Source organism: Pseudomonas sp., assembly GCF_041601375.1.
Lineage (GTDB): Bacteria > Pseudomonadota > Gammaproteobacteria > Pseudomonadales > Pseudomonadaceae > Aquipseudomonas.
This window is the reverse complement of sequence record NZ_JBFIIG010000005.1, coordinates 23,088-42,256: the sequence shown is the minus strand read 5'-3', so window position 1 is coordinate 42,256 and position 19,169 is coordinate 23,088. Positions and strand designations below refer to the sequence as shown.

The 19,169-nt window shown below is 64.6% G+C and carries 19 protein-coding genes; 10 read left to right on the top strand and 9 right to left on the bottom strand.

Annotated features, from left to right (window positions below; translation table 11 throughout):
* Positions 1-16: 16 nt before the first annotated feature.
* A complete protein-coding gene (locus ABZE94_RS01700; protein ID WP_372873802.1) occupies positions 17-1,438 on the top strand; it encodes a PLP-dependent aminotransferase family protein in 1,422 nt (473 codons plus the stop codon).
* A 213-nt stretch (positions 1,439-1,651) separates the two neighbouring features.
* Here the strand turns inward: ABZE94_RS01700 and ABZE94_RS01695 are convergent, their stop codons facing one another.
* Positions 1,652-2,815 carry an MFS transporter gene (locus tag ABZE94_RS01695; RefSeq protein WP_372873801.1) on the bottom strand — a complete coding sequence of 388 codons (1,164 nt, stop codon included), beginning with the start codon at positions 2,813-2,815 and terminating at the stop codon, positions 1,652-1,654.
* Positions 2,816-2,957: 142 nt separating this feature from the next.
* Complete coding sequence (locus ABZE94_RS01690; RefSeq protein ID WP_372873800.1) at positions 2,958-4,451, bottom strand: aldehyde dehydrogenase; 1,494 nt, start codon at positions 4,449-4,451, stop codon at positions 2,958-2,960.
* A 230-nt stretch (positions 4,452-4,681) separates the two neighbouring features.
* Here ABZE94_RS01690 and ABZE94_RS01685 point away from each other — a divergent pair, with 230 nt between their 5' ends.
* Both ABZE94_RS01685 and ABZE94_RS01680 read left to right on the top strand, forming a co-directional pair.
* On the top strand, positions 4,682-6,019 hold the full coding sequence (locus tag ABZE94_RS01685; RefSeq protein ID WP_372873799.1) for an aspartate aminotransferase family protein: 1,338 nt from the start codon (positions 4,682-4,684) through the stop codon (positions 6,017-6,019).
* Between the two features lie 23 nt (positions 6,020-6,042).
* Positions 6,043-6,408 carry a cupin domain-containing protein gene (locus ABZE94_RS01680; protein WP_372873798.1) on the top strand — a complete coding sequence of 122 codons (366 nt, stop codon included), beginning with the start codon at positions 6,043-6,045 and terminating at the stop codon, positions 6,406-6,408.
* A 184-nt stretch (positions 6,409-6,592) separates the two neighbouring features.
* Here ABZE94_RS01680 and rpmG read toward each other — a convergent pair whose 3' ends face one another.
* Positions 6,593-6,748, bottom strand: a complete 156-nt coding sequence (rpmG, locus tag ABZE94_RS01675; protein WP_090499893.1) for a 50S ribosomal protein L33 — start codon at positions 6,746-6,748, stop codon at positions 6,593-6,595.
* A 10-nt stretch (positions 6,749-6,758) separates the two neighbouring features.
* Positions 6,759-6,995, bottom strand: coding sequence for a 50S ribosomal protein L28 (gene rpmB, locus ABZE94_RS01670; RefSeq protein ID WP_010489195.1), 237 nt, complete (start codon positions 6,993-6,995; stop codon positions 6,759-6,761).
* Between the two features lie 363 nt (positions 6,996-7,358).
* Here rpmB and ABZE94_RS01665 point away from each other — a divergent pair, with 363 nt between their 5' ends.
* Positions 7,359-8,948, top strand: coding sequence for an ABC transporter substrate-binding protein (locus ABZE94_RS01665; protein WP_372873797.1), 1,590 nt, complete (start codon positions 7,359-7,361; stop codon positions 8,946-8,948).
* A 156-nt stretch (positions 8,949-9,104) separates the two neighbouring features.
* Here the strand turns inward: ABZE94_RS01665 and radC are convergent, their stop codons facing one another.
* The gene (gene radC / locus ABZE94_RS01660; protein ID WP_372873796.1) at positions 9,105-9,779 is read right to left on the bottom strand and encodes a DNA repair protein RadC; all 675 of its coding nucleotides are present in this window, start codon (positions 9,777-9,779) and stop codon (positions 9,105-9,107) included.
* A 223-nt stretch (positions 9,780-10,002) separates the two neighbouring features.
* Here radC and coaBC point away from each other — a divergent pair, with 223 nt between their 5' ends.
* The 5 genes from coaBC to ABZE94_RS01635 all read left to right on the top strand — a co-directional run bounded on the left by coaBC (position 10,003) and on the right by ABZE94_RS01635 (position 15,813).
* Entirely contained in the window at positions 10,003-11,211 is a 1,209-nt protein-coding gene (coaBC, locus tag ABZE94_RS01655) for a bifunctional phosphopantothenoylcysteine decarboxylase/phosphopantothenate--cysteine ligase CoaBC (protein WP_372873795.1), read from the top strand.
* A 30-nt stretch (positions 11,212-11,241) separates the two neighbouring features.
* Positions 11,242-11,697, top strand: a complete 456-nt coding sequence (dut, locus tag ABZE94_RS01650; protein WP_372873794.1) for a dUTP diphosphatase — start codon at positions 11,242-11,244, stop codon at positions 11,695-11,697.
* Between the two features lie 1,214 nt (positions 11,698-12,911).
* Entirely contained in the window at positions 12,912-14,306 is a 1,395-nt protein-coding gene (algC, locus tag ABZE94_RS01645; protein WP_372873818.1) for a phosphomannomutase/phosphoglucomutase, read from the top strand.
* 24 nt (positions 14,307-14,330) lie between these two features.
* The gene (argB, locus tag ABZE94_RS01640) at positions 14,331-15,236 is read left to right on the top strand and encodes an acetylglutamate kinase (protein WP_372873793.1); all 906 of its coding nucleotides are present in this window, start codon (positions 14,331-14,333) and stop codon (positions 15,234-15,236) included.
* A gap of 130 nt (positions 15,237-15,366) precedes the next feature.
* On the top strand, positions 15,367-15,813 hold the full coding sequence (locus ABZE94_RS01635; RefSeq protein WP_372873792.1) for an acyl-CoA thioesterase: 447 nt from the start codon (positions 15,367-15,369) through the stop codon (positions 15,811-15,813).
* A 32-nt stretch (positions 15,814-15,845) separates the two neighbouring features.
* On the opposite strand, the gene ABZE94_RS01630 is transcribed toward ABZE94_RS01635, so the two are convergent.
* Both ABZE94_RS01630 and pyrE read right to left on the bottom strand, forming a co-directional pair.
* Positions 15,846-16,439 (bottom strand): DUF4124 domain-containing protein, encoded by a 594-nt coding sequence (locus tag ABZE94_RS01630; protein WP_372873791.1) that lies wholly within the window; start codon positions 16,437-16,439, stop codon positions 15,846-15,848.
* Positions 16,440-16,464: 25 nt separating this feature from the next.
* A complete protein-coding gene (gene pyrE, locus ABZE94_RS01625) occupies positions 16,465-17,106 on the bottom strand; it encodes an orotate phosphoribosyltransferase (protein ID WP_372873790.1) in 642 nt (213 codons plus the stop codon).
* A gap of 93 nt (positions 17,107-17,199) precedes the next feature.
* On the opposite strand from pyrE, the gene ABZE94_RS01620 reads away from it, so the two are divergent.
* The gene (locus ABZE94_RS01620) at positions 17,200-17,979 is read left to right on the top strand and encodes an exodeoxyribonuclease III (RefSeq protein WP_372873789.1); all 780 of its coding nucleotides are present in this window, start codon (positions 17,200-17,202) and stop codon (positions 17,977-17,979) included.
* Positions 17,980-18,042: 63 nt separating this feature from the next.
* On the opposite strand, the gene ABZE94_RS01615 is transcribed toward ABZE94_RS01620, so the two are convergent.
* Positions 18,043-18,411, bottom strand: a complete 369-nt coding sequence (locus ABZE94_RS01615) for a DUF4870 domain-containing protein (RefSeq protein WP_372873788.1) — start codon at positions 18,409-18,411, stop codon at positions 18,043-18,045.
* 30 nt (positions 18,412-18,441) lie between these two features.
* Positions 18,442-19,164, bottom strand: a complete 723-nt coding sequence (gene rph, locus ABZE94_RS01610; protein ID WP_372873787.1) for a ribonuclease PH — start codon at positions 19,162-19,164, stop codon at positions 18,442-18,444.
* Between the last annotated feature and the right edge of the window lie 5 nt (positions 19,165-19,169).

Genomic DNA, 19,169 nt, shown 5'->3' with positions numbered 1-19,169 from the left:
AATCAGGGCAACTGTAATGACCCTCTACGTCAACCTGGCCGACCAGCTCGGCGCCCGCATCGAGCAAGGCCTGTACCGCCCAGGCGAGCGCCTGCCCTCGGTGCGCGCCCTCAGCCTCGAGCACGGCGTCAGCCTGAGCACGGTGCAACAGGCCTACCGCCACCTGGAAGACCAGGGCCTGGCCACGCCGCGGCCGAAGTCCGGCTATTTCGTGCCGCTCACTCGAGCAAAACCGGCACTGCCGATGGTCAGTCGCGCGGCGCAACGGCCGGTGGATGTCTCGCAATGGGATCAGGTGCTCGAGCTGATCAGCGTCCCGCCGGGCGGCGAGGTGATTCAGCTGGGCCGCGGCATGCCGGACATCAGCAGCCCGACCCTGAAGCCGCTGCTGCGCACCCTGTCGCGCCTGAGCCGCCGCCAGGAACTCAAGGAACTGAGCTATGGCTGCTTGCAGGGCGATCCGGGCCTGCGCGAGCAGCTGTCGCGCCTGATGCTCGACTGCGGCTGCCGGATCCCCGGCCAGGACATCGTCATCACCACCGGCTGCCACGAGGCGCTGTCGGCGGCCATCTGCGCGGTCTGCGCGCCGGGCGACATAGTCGCGGTGGACTCGCCGAGCTTTCACGGGGTCATGCAGGCGCTGAAAGGGTTCGGCATGAAGGCCCTGGAACTGCCCACCGACCCGCTCACCGGGATCAGCCTGGAAGCCCTGGAGCTGGCCCTGGAGCAATGGCCGATCAAGGCCATCCAGCTCACCCCGAACTGCAACAATCCGCTCGGCTACATCATGCCGGAGGCCAACAAGCGCGCCCTGCTGGCCCTGGCGCAACGCTACGACGTGGCGATCATCGAGGACGACGTCTACGGCGAACTGGCCTACAGCTACCCGCGTCCGCGCAGCATCAAGTCCTATGACGAGGATGGCCGCGTGCTGTTCTGCAGCTCCTTTTCCAAGACCCTGGCGCCCGGCCTGCGCATCGGCTGGATCGCCCCGGGCCGCTATCTGCAGCAGGTGCTGCACCTCAAGTACATCGGCACCGGGATGACCGCACAGTTGCCGCAGCTGGCCCTGGTCGAATACCTCGAGGCCGGCCACTACCAGCCGCACCTGCGGCGCATGCGCAGCCAGTACGCCCGCGGCCTGGAGCAGATGGTCGACTGGGTCAGCCGTTATTTCCCGCCCGGCACCCGGGTCAGCCAGCCGCGCGGCGGCTTCATGCTCTGGGTCGAGCTCGACCCGGGCTTCGACAGCCAACGCCTGAACCGAATGCTGCGCCCGCACCAGGTGCAGATCGCCCCGGGCAGCATCTTTTCCGCCGCCGGCAAGTACCGCAACTGCCTGCGCATCAACTACGCGGCCAAGCCCAGCGCAGAGATCGAACAGGCGATCCGCTGGGTCGGCGAGAGCGTCGCCGAACTGCTGGCGGAGCTGGACTAGCAGGCCGTTGAAAAATGTAGGCGAGGCAGCCAAGACAATGCCTAGGCGGCCCCACAAAAATGGCCGAAACGCAGCGCAGCGGAGTAACAGCCGTAGGCTGGCCCGCAGGGCGAGCGAAGCGAGTCAAAACGGACTGGGCTCGCACGCGAGGCCGTTTTTAACGCCCCTCTCTTTCATCAAGAGGGGCAACGTAGGTAGTTTTTCAACGGTCTGTTAGTCGCCGCGCGCGGGCGCGGCCGTACCAAACTGGTCATCGCCGCCCTGGCCACGCCAGGCCAGCACCACGAACACCGCCGCCCCCAGCGCCATCAACAACGGCAACGCATGGCCGCTGACCCACTGGCTGGCCGCACCGGTGGCCAGCGGGCCGACCAGGCAGCCGATGCCCCAGAGTTGCGCGACATGGGCATTGGCGCGCACCAGCTCATCGTCGCGGTAGCGCTCGCCGATCAGGATCAGCGACAGGGTGAACAGCCCGCCGGCGCTGGCGCCGAACAGCACCAGCAGCGGCCAGATCAACGCCGTATGCAGCAGCAGCGGCAGCGCCAGACTAGACAGCAGCAGAATCACCCCGCACCCGCGGAACAGGCTGCGCCGCGACATGCGGTCCGCGAGCAAACCGATCGGCAGTTGCAGGGCGGCGTCGCCGACCACCACCACGCTGACCATGAACAGCGCCACCTCCTGGGTGAAGCCCTGACGCAGGCCGTAGATCGGCAGCAACGTCAGCATCATCGCCTCGAAGCCGGCGAACAGCATCACCGCCCAGGCGATGGCCGGCAACTTGCGGCAGAACGCCGGCAGACCGCGGCCCGAGGCGCTATGGGCGTCCACCCGCGGCGCGCCCGTGCGCCCCAGCAGGAGCAGCGAGCCGCCGATCAACAGGCCGACGCCGGCCCAGAAACCCTGGTCGGTGGCGGTGCCCAACGCGGTCAGCAGCAACGGCCCGCACAGTTGGCTCAACGCATAGCCGGTGCCATACAGGGCGACCAGGCGGCCGCGCCATTTCTCCACGGCCAGTTGGTTGATCCAGCTTTCGCCGAGGATGAACACCACGGTCAGCGCCACGCCGATCAGCAGGCGCAACAGCAGCCACACCGCATAGCTCTGCATCAGCGCCAGCAGCCCCACGGACAGGGCGCCGACCAGCAGACACAGCTGCATCAGCCGGGTGGTGCCGAAGTACGCCGCCAGCCGACCCGCCAGGGACGCGCCGAGCAAGATGCCCACCGCCGGGGTCGCCGCCATCACGCCGATGGCGAAAGAGTCGTAGCCCCAGCCCTCCAGGCGCAGCGACACCAACGGCATGGTCACCCCAAGGGCCAGGCCGATGCTGATGACCGCTGCACAGACCGCGAAATAGGTACCCCAACGCATTGCCAGACTCCTTTATGTCGTGGCCCGGAACAAAACAAAACGGCCGGGTTTCCCAAGGAAACCCGGCCGCAGGTGTGGTTCATCAAGAACCGGCCCCGAAGGGCGGACCTTCAGGCGGTTACCCGCCTGTCGCTTATCGACGTTACAGCTTGATCCAGGTGGCCTTCAACTCGGTGTACTTGTCGAAGGCATGCAGCGACTTGTCACGGCCGTTGCCGGACTGCTTGAAGCCGCCGAACGGTGCGGTCATGTCGCCGCCGTCGTACTGGTTGACCCAGACGCTGCCGGCACGCAGCGCCTTGGCGGTCAGGTGGGCCTTGGACAGATTGCTGGTCCATACCGCCGCGGCCAAGCCGTAGGGCGTGTCGTTGGCGATCTGCACCGCTTCCTCGGCCGAGTCGAAGCCGATCACCGAGAGCACCGGGCCGAAGATTTCCTCGCGGGCGATGCGCATGGCATTGCTCACCCCGTCGAAGATGGTCGGCTCGACGTAGGTGCCGCCGCTCTCCTCCATCACCCGCTTGCCACCGGCCACCAGGGTGGCGCCGTCGTCATGACCGGCCTGGATGTAGCTCAGCACATTGTTCATCTGGGTGACGTCGACCAGCGCACCGACATTGGTGTCCGGGTCCAGCGGGTGGCCCGGCTTCCAGCTCTTGATCGCCTCGACCACCATCGGCACGAAACGCTCCTTGATCGAATTTTCCACCAGCAGGCGCGAGCCGGCGGTACAGACTTCGCCCTGGTTGAAGGCGATGGCGCCGGCCGCTGCTTCGGCGGCGGCCTGCAGATCAGGCGCATCGGCGAAGACGATGTTCGGGCTCTTGCCGCCGGCTTCCAGCCAGACACGCTTCATGTTCGACTCGCCGGCGTAGATCATCAGTTGCTTGGCGATCTTGGTCGAGCCGGTGAACACCAGGGTGTCGACGTCCATGTGCAGGGCCAGGGCCTTGCCGACGGTATGGCCGTAACCCGGCAGCACATTGAGCACGCCCGCCGGAATGCCGGCCTCAATGGCCAGTTGCCCCAGGCGAATGGCGGTCAGCGGCGATTTCTCCGAGGGCTTGAGGATCACCGAATTGCCGGTGGACAGGGCCGGGCCGAGCTTCCAGCAGCTCATCAGCAGGGGGAAGTTCCACGGCACGATGGCCGCGACCACGCCGATCGGCTCGCGGGTCACCAGGCCCAACTGGTCATGAGGCGTGGCGGCCACTTCGTCGTAGATCTTGTCGATCGCCTCGCCGCTCCAGCGGATGGAGTTGGCCGCACTGGAGACGTCGATACCCAGGGCGTCGCTGATCGGCTTGCCCATGTCGAGGGTTTCCAGCAGCGCCAGCTCTTCGCCGTGCTGCTCGATCAGCTCGGCGAAACGGATCATCACGGCCTTGCGCGCGACGGGCGCCAGACGCGACCAGATGCCGGAATCGAAGGTTTTGCGGGCATCCTGCACCGCCAGTTCGGCATCGGCCAGGTCGCAACTGGCGATCGCTACCAGCATGCGTCCGTCCACCGGGCTGATGCACTCGAAGGTCGCCCCGGAAACCGCCGCCCGGTATTCGCCATGAATAAAGGCACGGCCTTCGATCTTCAGGGTGTTGGCGCGCTGTTCCCAGTCGGCACGAGTCAGGTTAGTCATTCGAGCATCCTCTATCAGTAAAAAGTACCGCGGCATCGGCGCGCGTACTGTCAATAATTCTGCAAGGCCGGTCAGGGCCAAATCCTGCTGGCCACACTAAACCAGAGGGCTGCACCTTTTCAATATTTTTTACAAAGCCCGACAAACCCCCTTGTCATGTTCGTTTTATTAAACATAGACTGCGCGAAATCGCTCACCTACCCCTTTCTTCGCGCGTCCGGACGACCAGCATGACAACCGATAACCAGACTCCACCGCACAGAAAAACCAGCCGCCTCGACGACTTCTGGATGCCATTCACTGCCAATCGTCAATTCAAGGCCAAACCACGCCTGCTGGACAGCGCCGAAGGCATGTATTTCACCCGCGACGATGGCCGCAAGGTATTAGACGGCACCGCCGGGCTTTGGTGCTGCAACGCCGGCCACGGTCGTCGGGAAATCACCGAGGCGGTGAGCCGGCAGATCGCCAAACTGGATTTTGCCCCGACCTTTCAGATGGGTCACCCGCTGCCGTTCGAACTGGCCAGCCGTCTGGCGGAGATCGCCCCGGCCGGGCTGAACAAGGTGTTCTTCACCAACTCCGGCTCCGAATCGGCCGACACCGCCCTGAAGATCGCCCTGGCCTACCAGCGCGCCATCGGCCAAGGCACGCGCACCCGCCTGATCGGCCGCGAGCTGGGCTACCACGGCGTCGGCTTCGGCGGCATCTCGGTCGGCGGCATGCTCAACAACCGCAAGGCCTTCCCGCTGATGCTGCCGGGTGTCGACCATCTGCCGCACTGCCTGGACATCCAGCGCAATGCGTTCAGCCGGGGCCTGCCGGAATTCGGTATCGACAAGGCCGACGAACTGGAACGCCTGGTCAGCCTGCACGGTGCCGAAAACATCGCCGCCGTGATCGTCGAACCGATGTCCGGCTCGGCCGGGGTGATACTGCCGCCAGTCGGCTACCTGCAGCGCCTGCGCGAGATCACCCGCAAGCACGGCATCCTGTTGATCTTCGATGAAGTGATCACCGGTTTCGGCCGCGTCGGCCAGGCGTTCGCCGCCCAGCGCTGGGGCGTCACCCCGGACCTCATCACCACCGCCAAGGGTTTGACCAACGGCGCCATCCCGATGGGCGCGGTATTGGTCGACGATCAGATCCATGACGCCTTTATGCAGGGGCCGGACGGCATCGAGCTGTTCCACGGCTACACCTACTCAGGCCACCCGGTCGCCTGCGCGGCGGCCCTGGCGACCCTGGACATCTACCAGCGCGACCGGCTGTTCGACCGCGCCATCGAGCTGGAAGGCTACTGGCAGGATGCCCTGCACAGCCTGCGCGACCTGCCCAACGTGATTGACATCCGCGCCATCGGCTTGGTCGGCGGCGTGCAACTGGCGCCGAGCAACCAAGGCGCCGGCAAGCGCGGCTATCAGGTATTCGAGCAGTGCTTCCATAACGACCTGATGGTGCGGGTGACCGGCGATACCCTGGCCATGTCGCCACCGCTGATCGTGGAAAAGACGCAAATCGACACCCTGGTGGAAAAACTCGCCGATTCGATCCGCCAAGCCAGCTAACCGCCCCGACCCGGAACCTCAGCATGACTATCGAACAGATTCTCGACTTCGCCCAAGTCAACACCGCTCCCGAGCACTACCGCCCGGCGCCGGAAAAAATCCTCGGAGGCGACCCCGAGCAAAGCGTACGCAATCACTACGGCAGTCCGTGCGGCCAGTTCAACGCCGGCATCTGGGAAGGCGCGGTCGGCCAGTGGACGGTCAACTACAGCGAACACGAATACTGCGAAATCCTCCAGGGCGTGTCCGTGCTGCGCGACCAGAACGGCAACGCCAAGACCGTGCGCGCCGGCGACCGCTTCGTCATTCCCGCCGGCTTTTCCGGCACCTGGGAAGTGCTGCAAGCCTGCCGCAAGGTCTACGTGATCTTCGAACCCGCCGCGCACTGACCGGCTCCATTCATGCGTCACCCTTTAGCCCGCCCTGTGCGGGCTTTTTTTCGCCTACCCAGGCGGCCGGGTCGCGCCGGGCAGCACGGGCGCGGCCGCAGCCCGCCCAAGCAGCCTGGCGCTAGATCGCCGGCATGAAAAAGCCCGCCATGCGGCGGGCTTTTTCGACAAGAGCGGGGATCAATTACTTGATCTTGCCTTCCTTGTAGATCACGTGCTTGCGTACAACCGGATCGAATTTTTTGATTTCGATTTTGTCCGGCATGGTGCGCTTGTTCTTGTCGGTAGTGTAGAAATGACCAGTACCGGCACTCGAGATCAAACGGATCAGTTCGCGCATGACTTACTCCTTAAACCTTTTCGCCGCGAGCACGCAGCTCGGACAGAACGACGTCAATACCACGCTTGTCGATGCAACGCATGCCCTTGGCAGAAACACGCAGGCGCACGAAACGGTTCTCAGACTCGACCCAGAAGCGGTGATGCTGCAGGTTCGGCAGGAAACGACGACGGGTTTTGTTGTGTGCGTGGGAAACGTTGTTCCCAGTTACCGGACCCTTACCGGTAACTTGACAGACTCTCGACATGCCTCAGCCCTCTAAAACCACATGCCCAACCCGGCATGGGTTGGCCGCATAAACTCAATATCATTGGCGCTCGGCGCCGTGTATCTCGAGGGTCTTACCAGCTGCACAACAAAGCGCACGAACCGGGCCCCTACAAAAGAGCGCTGCTTTATACCAGAAAGCCAGGCGTGCAACAAGGCTAACCGCACTTTCGACCCGCAGGCACCTGCTGCGCAACAGCGGTCTCCGGGCCAGCAGCGCAGGCGCCAGCCTCAGCCTACCGCTCGTCGACAAGTCCGCTGTTCTGGCCGCGCGTTATGGTCTAGGGTGAAACCTTTGTCGGCGCGCCTGGTGTGCGCGCACCGCATTATCAAGGAGTCTGTCATGCGCCTCGCCACCCCAACGCTGCTATTGACCGGCCTGCTGAGTCCGCTATTGGTTCAGGCCGCTACGCTTAGTGTCTGCACCGAAGCCAGCCCGGATGGCTTCGACGTCGTGCAATACAACTCGCTGACCACCACCAACGCCTCGGCCGACGTGCTGATGAACCGCCTGGTGGACTTCGATGCCGGCAGCGGCCAGCTGCTGCCCAGCCTGGCGCAGAGCTGGGACGTCAGCAAGGACGGCCTGAGCTACAGCTTTGTCTTGCGCGAAGATGTCGCCTTCCACGAAACCGACTATTTCAGCCCCAGCCGCCCCTTGACCGCCGACGACGTCTTGTTCAGCTTCCAGCGCATGCTCGACCCGACCCACCCCTGGCACAAGACTGCCCCCGGCGGCTACCCGCACGCCCAATCGATGCAACTGCCCAGCCTGATCAAGAGCATCGACAAGCTCGGCGAACACAGCCTGCGCTTCACCCTGAGCCGCCCCGACGCCACTTTTCTCGCCACCCTGAGCATGGGTTTCGCCTCGGTCTATTCCGCCGAATACGCCGACCAGTTGCTCGCCGCCGGCACCCCGGAGCGGCTCAACAGCCAGCCGATCGGCAGCGGGCCCTTCGTCTTCAAGCGCTTCCAGAAAGACGCGGTGGTGCGCTATGACGCCAACCCCGAGTATTTTGCCGGCAAGCCCGCGGTGGAGCGCCTGGTGTTCGCCATCACCCCGGACGCCAATGTGCGCCTGCAGAAGCTGCGCCGCGGCGAATGCCATATCGCCCTCTCGCCGAAACCGCAGGACGTGCAGGCCAGCGCCGCCGACGCCGAGCTGAAGAGCGTGCACACGGCGGCCTTCATGACCGCCTTCGTCGGCATCAACAGCCAGCATGCGCCGCTGGATAAAACCGCCGTGCGCCAGGCGATCAACCTGGCCTTCGACAAGGCCAGCTACTTGCAAGCGGTGTTCGAGAACAGCGCCGAGGCCGCCAACGGCCCCTACCCGCCCAACACCTGGAGCTATGCCGCGGAACTGTCCGGTTATGCCCATGACCCGGCCAAGGCCCGCGCCCTGCTGGCCGAGGCCGGCCTGCCCGAGGGCTTCAAGACCAGCATCTGGACCCGTCCCAGCGGCAGCCTGCTCAACCCCAACCCGAGCCTCGGCGCCCAGTTGCTACAAGCCGACCTGGGCAAAGTCGGCATTCAAGCCGAGATCCGCGTGATCGAATGGGGCGAACTGATCCGCCGCGCCAAGGCCGGCGAACACGACCTGCTGTTCATGGGCTGGGCCGGCGACAATGGCGACCCGGACAATTTCCTCACCCCGCAATTCGCCTGCGCCTCGCTCGAGTCGGGGCTGAACTTCGCCCGCTACTGCGACCCGCAACTGGACAAACTGATCGCCGCCGGCAAAACCGCCAGCGACCAGGCGCAGCGCAGCCAGATCTATCGGGACGCGCAGCGGATCATCCAGCAGCAGGCCCTGTGGCTGCCCCTGGCCCACCCGACCGCCTATGCCCTGATCCGCAAGGAAGTCGAGGGCTACCAGGTCAGCCCCTTCGGCCGCCAGGATTTCGCCAAGGTGCGCTTGAACCCCTGAGTGGCCCTGTGTTGGGCTTGGCGGCCCGACCCGACCACCGGCCGAGTCGTAGGTTGGGTTGAGGAGCGCAGCGACGAAGCCCAACGGGCGATGGCAGGCGCACCGCCGAAGTCCAGCCGGACATCGCCGCTGGGCTTCGCTGCGCTCAGCGCCAACCTACAACCAGCCGTACTCGGCCATCGACAGCGGCTCGCCGTCGCCGACGATGAAGTGATCGAGCACCCGCACATCGACCAGCTCCAGCGCTTCCTTCAGACGCCGGGTCAGTACCCGGTCCGCCTGGCTTGGCTCGGCCACGCCCGAGGGATGGTTGTGGGTCAGGATCAGCGCCGCGGCGTTATGCGCCAGCGCACGCTTGACCACCTGACGGGGATAGACGCTGGCGCTGTCGATGGAGCCGTGGAACAGCGCCTCGAAGGCCAGCACCCGATGCTTGGCATCGAGAAACAGGCAACCGAACACCTCATGCGGCTCATGCCGCAACAGGGCCTTGAGGTAGTCGCGCACCGCCTGCGGACTCTCCAGCGCCGAATCCCGCCGCAACTGCTCGGCCAGGTGCCGGCGGGCCATCTCCAGTACAGCCTGCAGCTGGGCGAACTTGGCCGGGCCCAACCCAAGACGCCGGCTGAAGGACGGCAAATCCGCCTGCATCAACGCGCGCAGCCCACCGAAATCGCCGAGCAGATGACGCGCCAGATCCACCGCGCTCTGCCCGGCCACGCCGGTACGCAGGAAGATCGCCAGTAATTCGGCGTCGGTCAGGGTAACGGCCCCCTGGGCCAGAAGTTTCTCCCGCGGGCGTTCCGCCGCGGGCCAATCGCGAATACTCATAGCACCTCCCTGTCGAGCCCTGCGCCTGCCTCCCTGAAACGGCCCTGCGGCCTTGGTCCGGCAAGCGCCTAGTGCCGCTTTTCCACTGCGGCTGCTGTGCTATCTTAGCCCAACTTTTTGCGCGGTGACTGGTCTGCGGCCAGTCGGACTTGGGACGCTCCCAGCGGTCGCCAGGCAAGCGTCACAGTCGCGGCGTACATCCACCCCAAGACAAGGCAGGCCTATGCAGCGGCTATATCGAAAACGCATCGTTCTCGGCGTGGGTGGCGGTATTGCCGCCTACAAGAGCGCAGAGCTGGTTCGCCGCCTGCGCGATCAGGGCGCCGACGTGCATGTGGTCATGACCCGTGGCGGCCGCGAGTTCATCACGCCGCTGACCCTGCAGGCCCTGTCCGGCCACCCGGTCCACCTGGATCTGCTCGATCCCGCCGCCGAAGCCGCCATGGGCCATATCGAACTGGCGCGCTGGGCCGATCTGGTGCTGATCGCCCCGGCCACCGCCGACCTGATGGCGCGCCTGGCCCAGGGTGTCGCCGACGACCTGCTGACCACCCTGGTGCTGGCGACCGATGCCCCGGTCGCCCTGGCACCGGCGATGAACCAGGCGATGTGGCGCGATCCGGCCACCCAGGCCAACGCCCAGTTGCTCGGCGAGCGCGGCATGCGCCTGTTCGGCCCCGCCGCAGGCAGCCAGGCCTGCGGCGACGTCGGCCTCGGCCGCATGCTCGAAGCCGACGAGCTGGCGCAATGCGCCGCCGATTGCTTCCAGAACCAGGCGCTGACCGGCAAGCACGTGCTGATCACCGCGGGGCCGACCCAGGAAAACATCGACCCGGTGCGTTACATCACCAATCACAGCTCCGGCAAGATGGGCTTCGCCCTCGCCGAGGCCGCCGCCGAAGCCGGCGCCAGGGTCACCCTGATCAGCGGCCCGGTGCACCTGCCGACCCCGGACCGGGTCAGCCGCATCGACGTGGTCAGCGCCCGCGACATGCTCGCCGCCTGCGAAGCCGCCATGCCCTGCGATCTGCTGATCGCCGCGGCCGCCGTCGCCGATTACCGTCCGGAAGTGGTCGCCCAGCACAAATTGAAGAAAGATCCTGCCAGCGGCGACGGCCTGCTCCTGCAAATGGTGCGCAACCCGGATATCCTCGCCACCCTGGCAGGACGCGCCGACCGACCATTCAGCGTCGGCTTCGCCGCCGAGACCGAGAATTTGCTGGGCTATGCCTCGCGCAAGCTGCAGGACAAGAACCTCGACCTGATCGTCGCCAACGACGTGGCCAACCCGAGCATCGGCTTCAACAGCGAGGAAAACGCCATCACCATCATCGATCGCGACCTCCAGCAAAGCAGCTTCGCGCAGACCAGCAAAGGCAAGATCGCCCGCCAACTGGTGGCCTTTATCGCCGACCGCTTGCAGCGCACCTGATGCCCTCATTCACCGACCGCAGAGCCTGACATGCACGCCTTACAAGCCAAAATCCTCGACCCGCGCCTGGGCAGCGAATTCCCCCTGCCGCAGTACGCCACCCCGGGCTCCGCCGGCCTCGACCTGCGCGCCATGCTCAAGCAGGAACTGATCCTCGAGCCCGGGCAAACCGTGCTGATCCCCACCGGCCTGTCGATCTATATCGGCGACCCTGGCCTGGCGGCGATGATCCTGCCGCGTTCGGGCCTCGGCCATAAGCACGGCATCGTCCTCGGCAATCTGGTCGGCCTGATCGACTCGGACTACCAGGGCGAGCTGATGGTGTCCTGCTGGAACCGTGGGCAAAGCGCCTTCAGCATGGCCATCGGCGAGCGCATCGCCCAACTGATCCTGGTGCCGGTGGTGCAGGCGCACTTCGAGCTGGTCGAGGAGTTCGACGAAAGCCAGCGCGGCAGCGGCGGCTTTGGCCATTCCGGCAGCCACTGAGTGATACCCCCTTTCAGGACGAACCGCCAAGGAGACGTTCGATGAAACGCTTCAAGCGCACCGCCAAGGACGCCAGCAGCCCGGCCGGGCAGCCGCCCGGCATCGGCAGACAGACCGCAAAGGCCCTGCTGCCGGGCCTGCCGGCCGTTATCGGCGGCGTGCTTCTAGCCGGCGCGCTGCTCTGGCTCGGCCTGTTCAGCAGCATGCAGCAACAACAACAGCAGCAACTCGCCCAGGCCTGGGGAGGCGCGCAAGCGGCAACCTTGCAACAGGCAGTGCGCCAGCTGGCCGCCGACACCAGCGCCGCGGCGCGCAATCCCGAACTGTTACAAGCGCTGCAAAGCCACGACAGCCAGCAGGTGCGGGCGGCCGAACGCAATCTGCGCTACTGGGATGGCGTGATCGATGCGCACCTCAATGCGCGCGGCGAAGCCGTGCAGGACATGGGCCGGGACGCCCCGATGAACTTTGCTGCGCTGGATATGCTGCGCCGCGTGGAAAACGGCCAGACGCCTGCGGCCGAGGCTTACAAGATCGGCCAGCGCTGGCTGGTCTACAGCGCAGCGCCACTGCGCCAAGGTGATGACCAACCGGCACAGGGCACCCTGCTGCTGGCCGTCGAGCTGAACCGCCTGCTGGCCACCTTGCCGCCGCTACCGGGCGACGCCGGCCAACTGCAACTGATTCAGCAATTCGGCAACACCGCCGGCCAACTGCTGACGCAACGCGGCCAAGCACAAGGCGAGGCCCAACGCCTCGATAGCGGCAATCCGAACTGGCAGCTTAGCTTCACTCCAGGCCCGCGCCTGACCGCAGCGGCCTTCTCCCCCATGTTGCCAGGCCTCGCGACTCTGCTGGCACTGGCCGGCGCCCTGCTTGGCCTCTACCTGGTGTACCGCGGCCAGCAACAACGCCTGCACCGGGATGCATTGCAACTTGAGCAACTGGTTAAAGAACTCTCAGCCGGTAAAGCCGTCAAAGCTTTCAGCCTGAGCCTGCCGGCGCTCGACAGCCTGGCAAAAACCCTGGCGCGCCTCTCGCGCCACACCAGCAAAATAACGGAAGCCCCCAACAGCGCCGGCAGCGCTTCGCCCGCAGCGGTACCCAACCAGACGCCCGGGTTGATCGATCCGCTGTTTCAAGACACCGATATCCTCGATATCGACATTCTCGACGAAGACCAGGATCTCCTGGGACTGGAGCAAAACCCCGTTATGAATAACCTCAATTCAGCGCCAAAAGTGCCCGCCGACATCTTCCGCGCCTACGACATTCGCGGCGTGGTCGGCAGCAGCCTGACCGCGCAGACCGCCTACTGGATCGGCCGCGCGATCGGCTCGCAGAGCCTGGCGCAGGGCGAACCGAATATTGCGGTGGGCCGTGACGGCCGCCTGTCCGGCCCGGAGCTGGTTGGACAACTGATCCAGGGCCTGCTCGACTGCGGCTGCAACGTCAGCGATGTCGGCATGGTGCCAACCCCGGTGGTCTACTACGCCGGCCATATACTCGCGGGCAAATCCGCGGTGATGCTCACCGGCAGCCACAATCCGCCGGATTACAACGGTTTCAAGATCGTCATCGCCGGCGACACCCTGGCCAACGAACAGATTCAGGCGCTCAAGACCCGCATCGACACCAACGACCTGGTCAGCGGCGTCGGTACGGTCGAACAGGTCGATGTGCTGGAGCGCTACTTCAATCATATTCGCGACGATATCGCCACGGCCAAACCGCTGAAGGTCGTGGTCGACTGCGGCAACGGCGCCGCCGGGGTAATCGCCCCGCAGCTGATCGAAGCCCTGGGCTGCACCGTGATCCCGCTGTTCTGCGAGGTTGACGGCACCTTCCCCAACCACCACCCGGATCCGGGCAAGCCGGAAAACCTGGTCGACCTGATCGCCAAGGTCAAGGAAGAGCAGGCCGACCTCGGCCTGGCGTTCGACGGCGACGGCGACCGGGTCGGCGTGGTGACCAACAAGGGCACCATCATCTACCCGGATCGCCTGCTGATGCTGTTCGCCAAGGACGTGGTGTCGCGCAATCCCGGTGCCGACATCATCTTCGACGTCAAGTGCACCCGCCGCCTGACCCCGCTGATCAGCGGCTACGGCGGCCGCCCGGTGATGTGGAAAACCGGCCACTCGCTGATCAAGAAAAAGATGAAGGAAACCGGCGCCCTGCTGGCCGGCGAGATGAGCGGGCACATCTTCTTCAAGGAGCGCTGGTTCGGCTTCGACGATGGTGTCTACAGCGCCGCCCGCCTGCTGGAAATCCTCAGCCAGGACAAGCGCGACGCCGAACAGGTGTTCGCGGCCTTCCCCTGCGATATTTCCACTCCGGAAATCAATATCCTGGTTACCGAGCAGAGCAAATTCAGCATCATCGACAGCCTGCAGCGCGACGGCCACTGGGGCGAGGCCAACCTCACCACCCTGGACGGCGTGCGCGTCGACTACCCTAAGGGCTGGGGCCTGGTACGTGCCTCCAACACCACACCGATGCTGGTGCTGCGCTTCGAGGCCGACAGCGAGGAAGAGCTCGAGCGCATCAAGGAAGTCTTCCGCGCGCAACTGTATAGCGCTGCACCCGATATCACTTTGCCGTTTTGATTGAGATTAGCCATGGAGTCCCGCATGACCCTCGAACGTGATGCCGCCAGCAACATTGCCAAAGTCCTGTCCGAAGCGTTGCCGTACATTCGCCGCTTCGTCGGCAAGACCCTGGTGGTCAAGTACGGTGGCAACGCCATGGAAAGCGACGAACTGAAAACCAACTTCGCCCGCGACATCGTGCTGATGAAGGCGGTCGGCATCAATCCGGTGGTGGTGCATGGCGGCGGTCCGCAGATCGGCGACCTGCTCAAGCGCCTGTCGATCGAGAGCCACTTCATCGACGGCATGCGCGTGACCGATGCACAGACCATGGACGTGGTGGAAATGGTCCTCGGCGGCCAGGTCAACAAGGACATCGTCAACCTGATCAACCGCCACGGCGGCAGCGCCATCGGCCTGACCGGCAAGGACGCCGAACTGATCCGCGCCAAGAAGCTCACCGTGACGCGCCAGACCCCTGAGATGACCACCCCGGAAATCATCGACATCGGCCACGTCGGCGAGGTCACCGGGGTCAATACCGACCTGCTCAACATGCTGGTCAAGGGAGACTTCATCCCGGTCATCGCGCCGATCGGTGTCGGCGCGCAAGGCGAGTCCTACAACATCAACGCCGACCTGGTCGCCGGCAAGGTCGCCGAAGCCTTGAAGGCCGAGAAACTGATCCTGCTGACCAACATCGCCGGCCTGATGGACAAGCAGGGCGAGGTGCTCACCGGCCTGACCACCGAACAGGTCGACGGCCTGATCGCCGATGGCACCATCTACGGCGGCATGCTGCCGAAGATCCGCTGCGCCCTCGAAGCGGTTCAGGGCGGTGTAACCAGCGCGCACATCATCGACGGCCGGGTGCCCAACGCGGTGCTGCTGGAAATCTTCACCGACAGCGGTGTCGGTACCCAGATCTGCAACCGCAAGCGTCACTGACATCACAACACGCAAATCGGCCCGACTGGCTCGGGCCGATTCGCCCCTCGAATAAGCCTGCCTGTCACTTGCCGTTCTGCGGCTGTGCGTCGAAGCTCTAGCGACCTCACCGACACAGCAGAGCCTCGCCATGACCGCCACACCCTCCCGTGACGCCTTCCGCTTCTTCCACCCGCTGCGGGTGCGCTGGGCCGAAGTCGACCCTCAGAGCATCGTGTTCAACGGCCACTACCTGACCTATGCCGATGTCGCCATCACCGAATACTTTCGTGCCCTGGGCATCGCCTACCCGGCTGACCTGAGCCGCGACGGCGGCGACTTCTTCGCGATCAAGACGGTACTCGAGTATCTGGCGCCGGCGCGCTTCGACGATCTGCTGGAGATTGGCGTGCGCGTTGGCCGCCTGGGGCGCTCCAGCCTGAGTTTCAACCTGGGCATCTGGCGCGGGGGCGAGGCACTGACTGGCGGTGAAGTGATCTACGTGCATGCCGACAGCGCCAGCCGCCGCAGCCGACCTCTGCCGCAGTGGCTGCGCGACAAGGTGCGCGGCTATGAGCACTGCGTCCCGCAGGAATAGCCCCTACCGGCCGATAGAGGGTGTGAGCCCAACTAGCGCCGCTTGCCCAGCAGCTCGGCGAGACGCTGGCGATCGGCGGCGAAGCTGGCCTGGGCCTGCTTGCGCGCTTCCTGGTAGCGGGCAATGTCCTTGTACTGACGCAGCTGCTCGTCCTTCTGATTGTCGATCTGCGCCAGCAGGTGCTCCGGCACTGCCCGCCCGGCCCGCTCATGATCCGCCGCCTGGCTCTGCAAGTTGTCCTGCTGCAGGCGCGCCACTTGCAAGTTGCTGCGCGCCACGCCGATCAACCCGTCCAGCTCGGCCAGCTTGCGATCGCGGGCCCGATCGATGTCCTCGGGCGTGCTGTACAGGCGCAGCAGCTGGGCATCGGAGTTGGCGCGGGCCTTGTCGGCCAGCAAACGCTGCATCTCCTCGGCGCTCGGGGCCGGCGGGACGACCTTGATCACCCGCCCCTGGTCATTGAGCACCTCATAGCCCCGGCCGATGAACTCCGGCGGCACGCCCTGACGATTGAGCACGGTAACGCCCTGATCGTCGGTATAGCGATACAACTCGGTGGCGCCCGCCACAATCGGCAGCAGCAATCCGAACAACAGCGAACAGCGGAGCAGAGCCGGTTTGCGCATCGAGACAGCACCCTAGGTCGAGGAGTCAGATTCCATATTCGGCGCGGTAGGCTTGCACCGCCGGCAGATACTGCTTGAGTTCGGCATCGTCTGCCAGGTATTCCAGCACCAGCTCGAGCGACACGATGCTCACCACCGGCATGCCGAAATCGCGCTCGACCTCCTGGATCGCCGACAGCTCGCCCTGGCCACGCTCCTGACGATTCAGCGCAATCAGTACGCCTGCGGCCTGCGCCCCCTGGGCCTGAATGATCTGCATCACCTCGCGGATCGCGGTGCCGGCGGTGATCACATCATCGACGATCAGCACCTTGCCGGCCAGCGGCGCGCCGACCAGGCTGCCCCCTTCGCCGTGCGCCTTGGCCTCTTTGCGATTGAAACACCAGGGCACATCGCGCTGATGATGCTCGGCCAGCGCCACCGCGGTAGTCGCCGCCAGCGGGATGCCCTTGTAGGCTGGGCCAAACAGCACATCGAAGGGAATTCCGCTGTCGACCACCGCCGCGGCGTAAAAGCGTCCCAGCCGGGCCAGTGCCAGACCGCTGTCGAACAGCCCGGCATTGAAGAAATACGGGCTGGTGCGCCCCGATTTGAGGGTGAACTGGCCAAAGCGCAGAACCCCGCGATCAATGGCAAAACGAATGAAGTCGCGCTGGTACGCTTGCATGAAAAGCCCCGGACGGCACGGATTTAGCTAGGAATTTAGCTTATTGGAGACGAGCTCGGGTATCATACACGCACGTGTTTTTAGGGGCCATTTATGCGGATCATCAGTGTGAACGTGAATGGTATTCACGCTGCAGTCGAGCGCGGTTTGCTCAGTTGGCTGCAAGCGCAGAATGCCGACGTCATCTGCCTGCAGGACACCCGCGCCTCCGCCTTTGAGCTGGACGACCAAGCCTTCCAACTGGATGGCTATTTCCTCTATGCCTGCGATGCCGAAGTACCAAGCCAAGGTGGCGTGGCACTGTATTCGCGGCTGCAACCCAAGGCGGTAATCAGCGGTCTCGGCTTTGAAATGGCCGATCGCTATGGGCGCTACCTGCAGGCCGATTTCGACAAGGTGAGTATCGCCACTCTGCTGCTGCCATCCGGGCAGGACGGCGACGAGGGCTTGAATCAGAAATTCAAGTTCATGGACGATTTCACCCATTACCTGGACAAGCAGCGGCGCAAGCGCCGCGAGTACATCTATTGCGGCTCGCTGCACGTGGCACACCAGAAGATCGACGTGAAGAACTGGCGCGACTGCCAGCAATCACCGGGTTTCCTGGCGCCGGAGCGCGCCTGGCTGGATGAAGTGATCGGCAGCATGGGCTATGTCGATGCCCTGCGCGAAGTCAGCCGCGAAGGTGACCAGTTCAGCTGGTGGCCGGACAGCGAGCAGGCCGAATTGCTCAACCTGGGCTATCGCTTCGACTATCACCTGCTCACCCCCGGCATGCGCCGCAGCGTGCGCACGGCGCGCCTGCCGCGCCAGCCACGCTTCTCCCAGCATGCACCGCTGATCGTCGATTACGACTGGATTCTCAGCGTCTAACGCGACCCGCAGAAACAACAAAGCCGGCATCGCGCCGGCTTTGTTGTTTCTGCGGGTAGAACGCTACTTCACCAGGCGCCAGCAAATCGGGTAGCGATAGGCCTCCCCGGCATTGGCCTTGATCCCGGCAATGATCGTCAGCACCAGCGCGCTGATGCTGACCAGCAGCATCAGCGGGAAGCCGATCACCACCCAGGCCAGGATGCCGCAAACGATCATGGCCAGGCTGAAGGTGATCTGAAAGTTCAGCGCTTCCTTGCCCTGCTCATTGACGAAGGGGTCGAGGTCCTTCTTCAACTGCCAGACGATCAAGGGCCCGATTACATTGCCGATCATCGGCACCAAAAACCAGAAGAACGCCGCATAGTGGCAGAACATCGCCCACTGTCGAGCCTCTGGAGTGGGGGCCGGTACAAGATCCTGCGGTTCCATGGTCACCCTCCTTAGCAGAACGTCAAACGCTCAATCGGCCAATGCTGCCTGCTGCAACTCGAACAATTCGCTCACGCCCTTATGCGCCAAGGCCAACATGGCATTCAACTCTGCCGGCTGGAAAGGCGCGCCTTCGGCGGTGCCCTGCACCTCGATGAAGCCGCCCGCACTGGTCATGACCACGTTCAGGTCGGTTTCCGCGGCGGAGTCTTCCAGGTAATCCAGGTCGAGCACCGGCTCGCCCTGGTACATGCCGACCGATACCGCAGCGATCATCTGCTTGAGCGGATCGCCGCCTTTCAGGCCGCCGCGCTTCTTGATCACCTTCAGCGCGTCGATCAGGGCCACCATGGCGCCGGTGATCGATGCGGTACGGGTACCGCCATCGGCCTGGATCACGTCGCAGTCGACGTACAGGGTATTTTCGCCCAGCTTGCTCATGTCCAGCGCAGCGCGCAGCGAGCGACCGATCAGGCGCTGGATTTCCAGGGTGCGACCGCCCTGCTTGCCGCGGCTGGCCTCGCGCTGGTTACGCTCGCCGGTGGCGCGCGGCAGCATGCCGTACTCGGCGGTCAACCAGCCCTGGCCCTGCCCCTTGAGGAAGCGCGGCACGCCCGATTCGACGCTGACCGTGCAGATCACCTTGGTGTCGCCGAACTCCACCAGCACCGAGCCTTCGGCGTGCCTGGTGTAGTTGCGGGTGATACGGATCGAGCGCAACTGATCGGCGCTGCGGCCACTGGGACGTTTCATCAAGG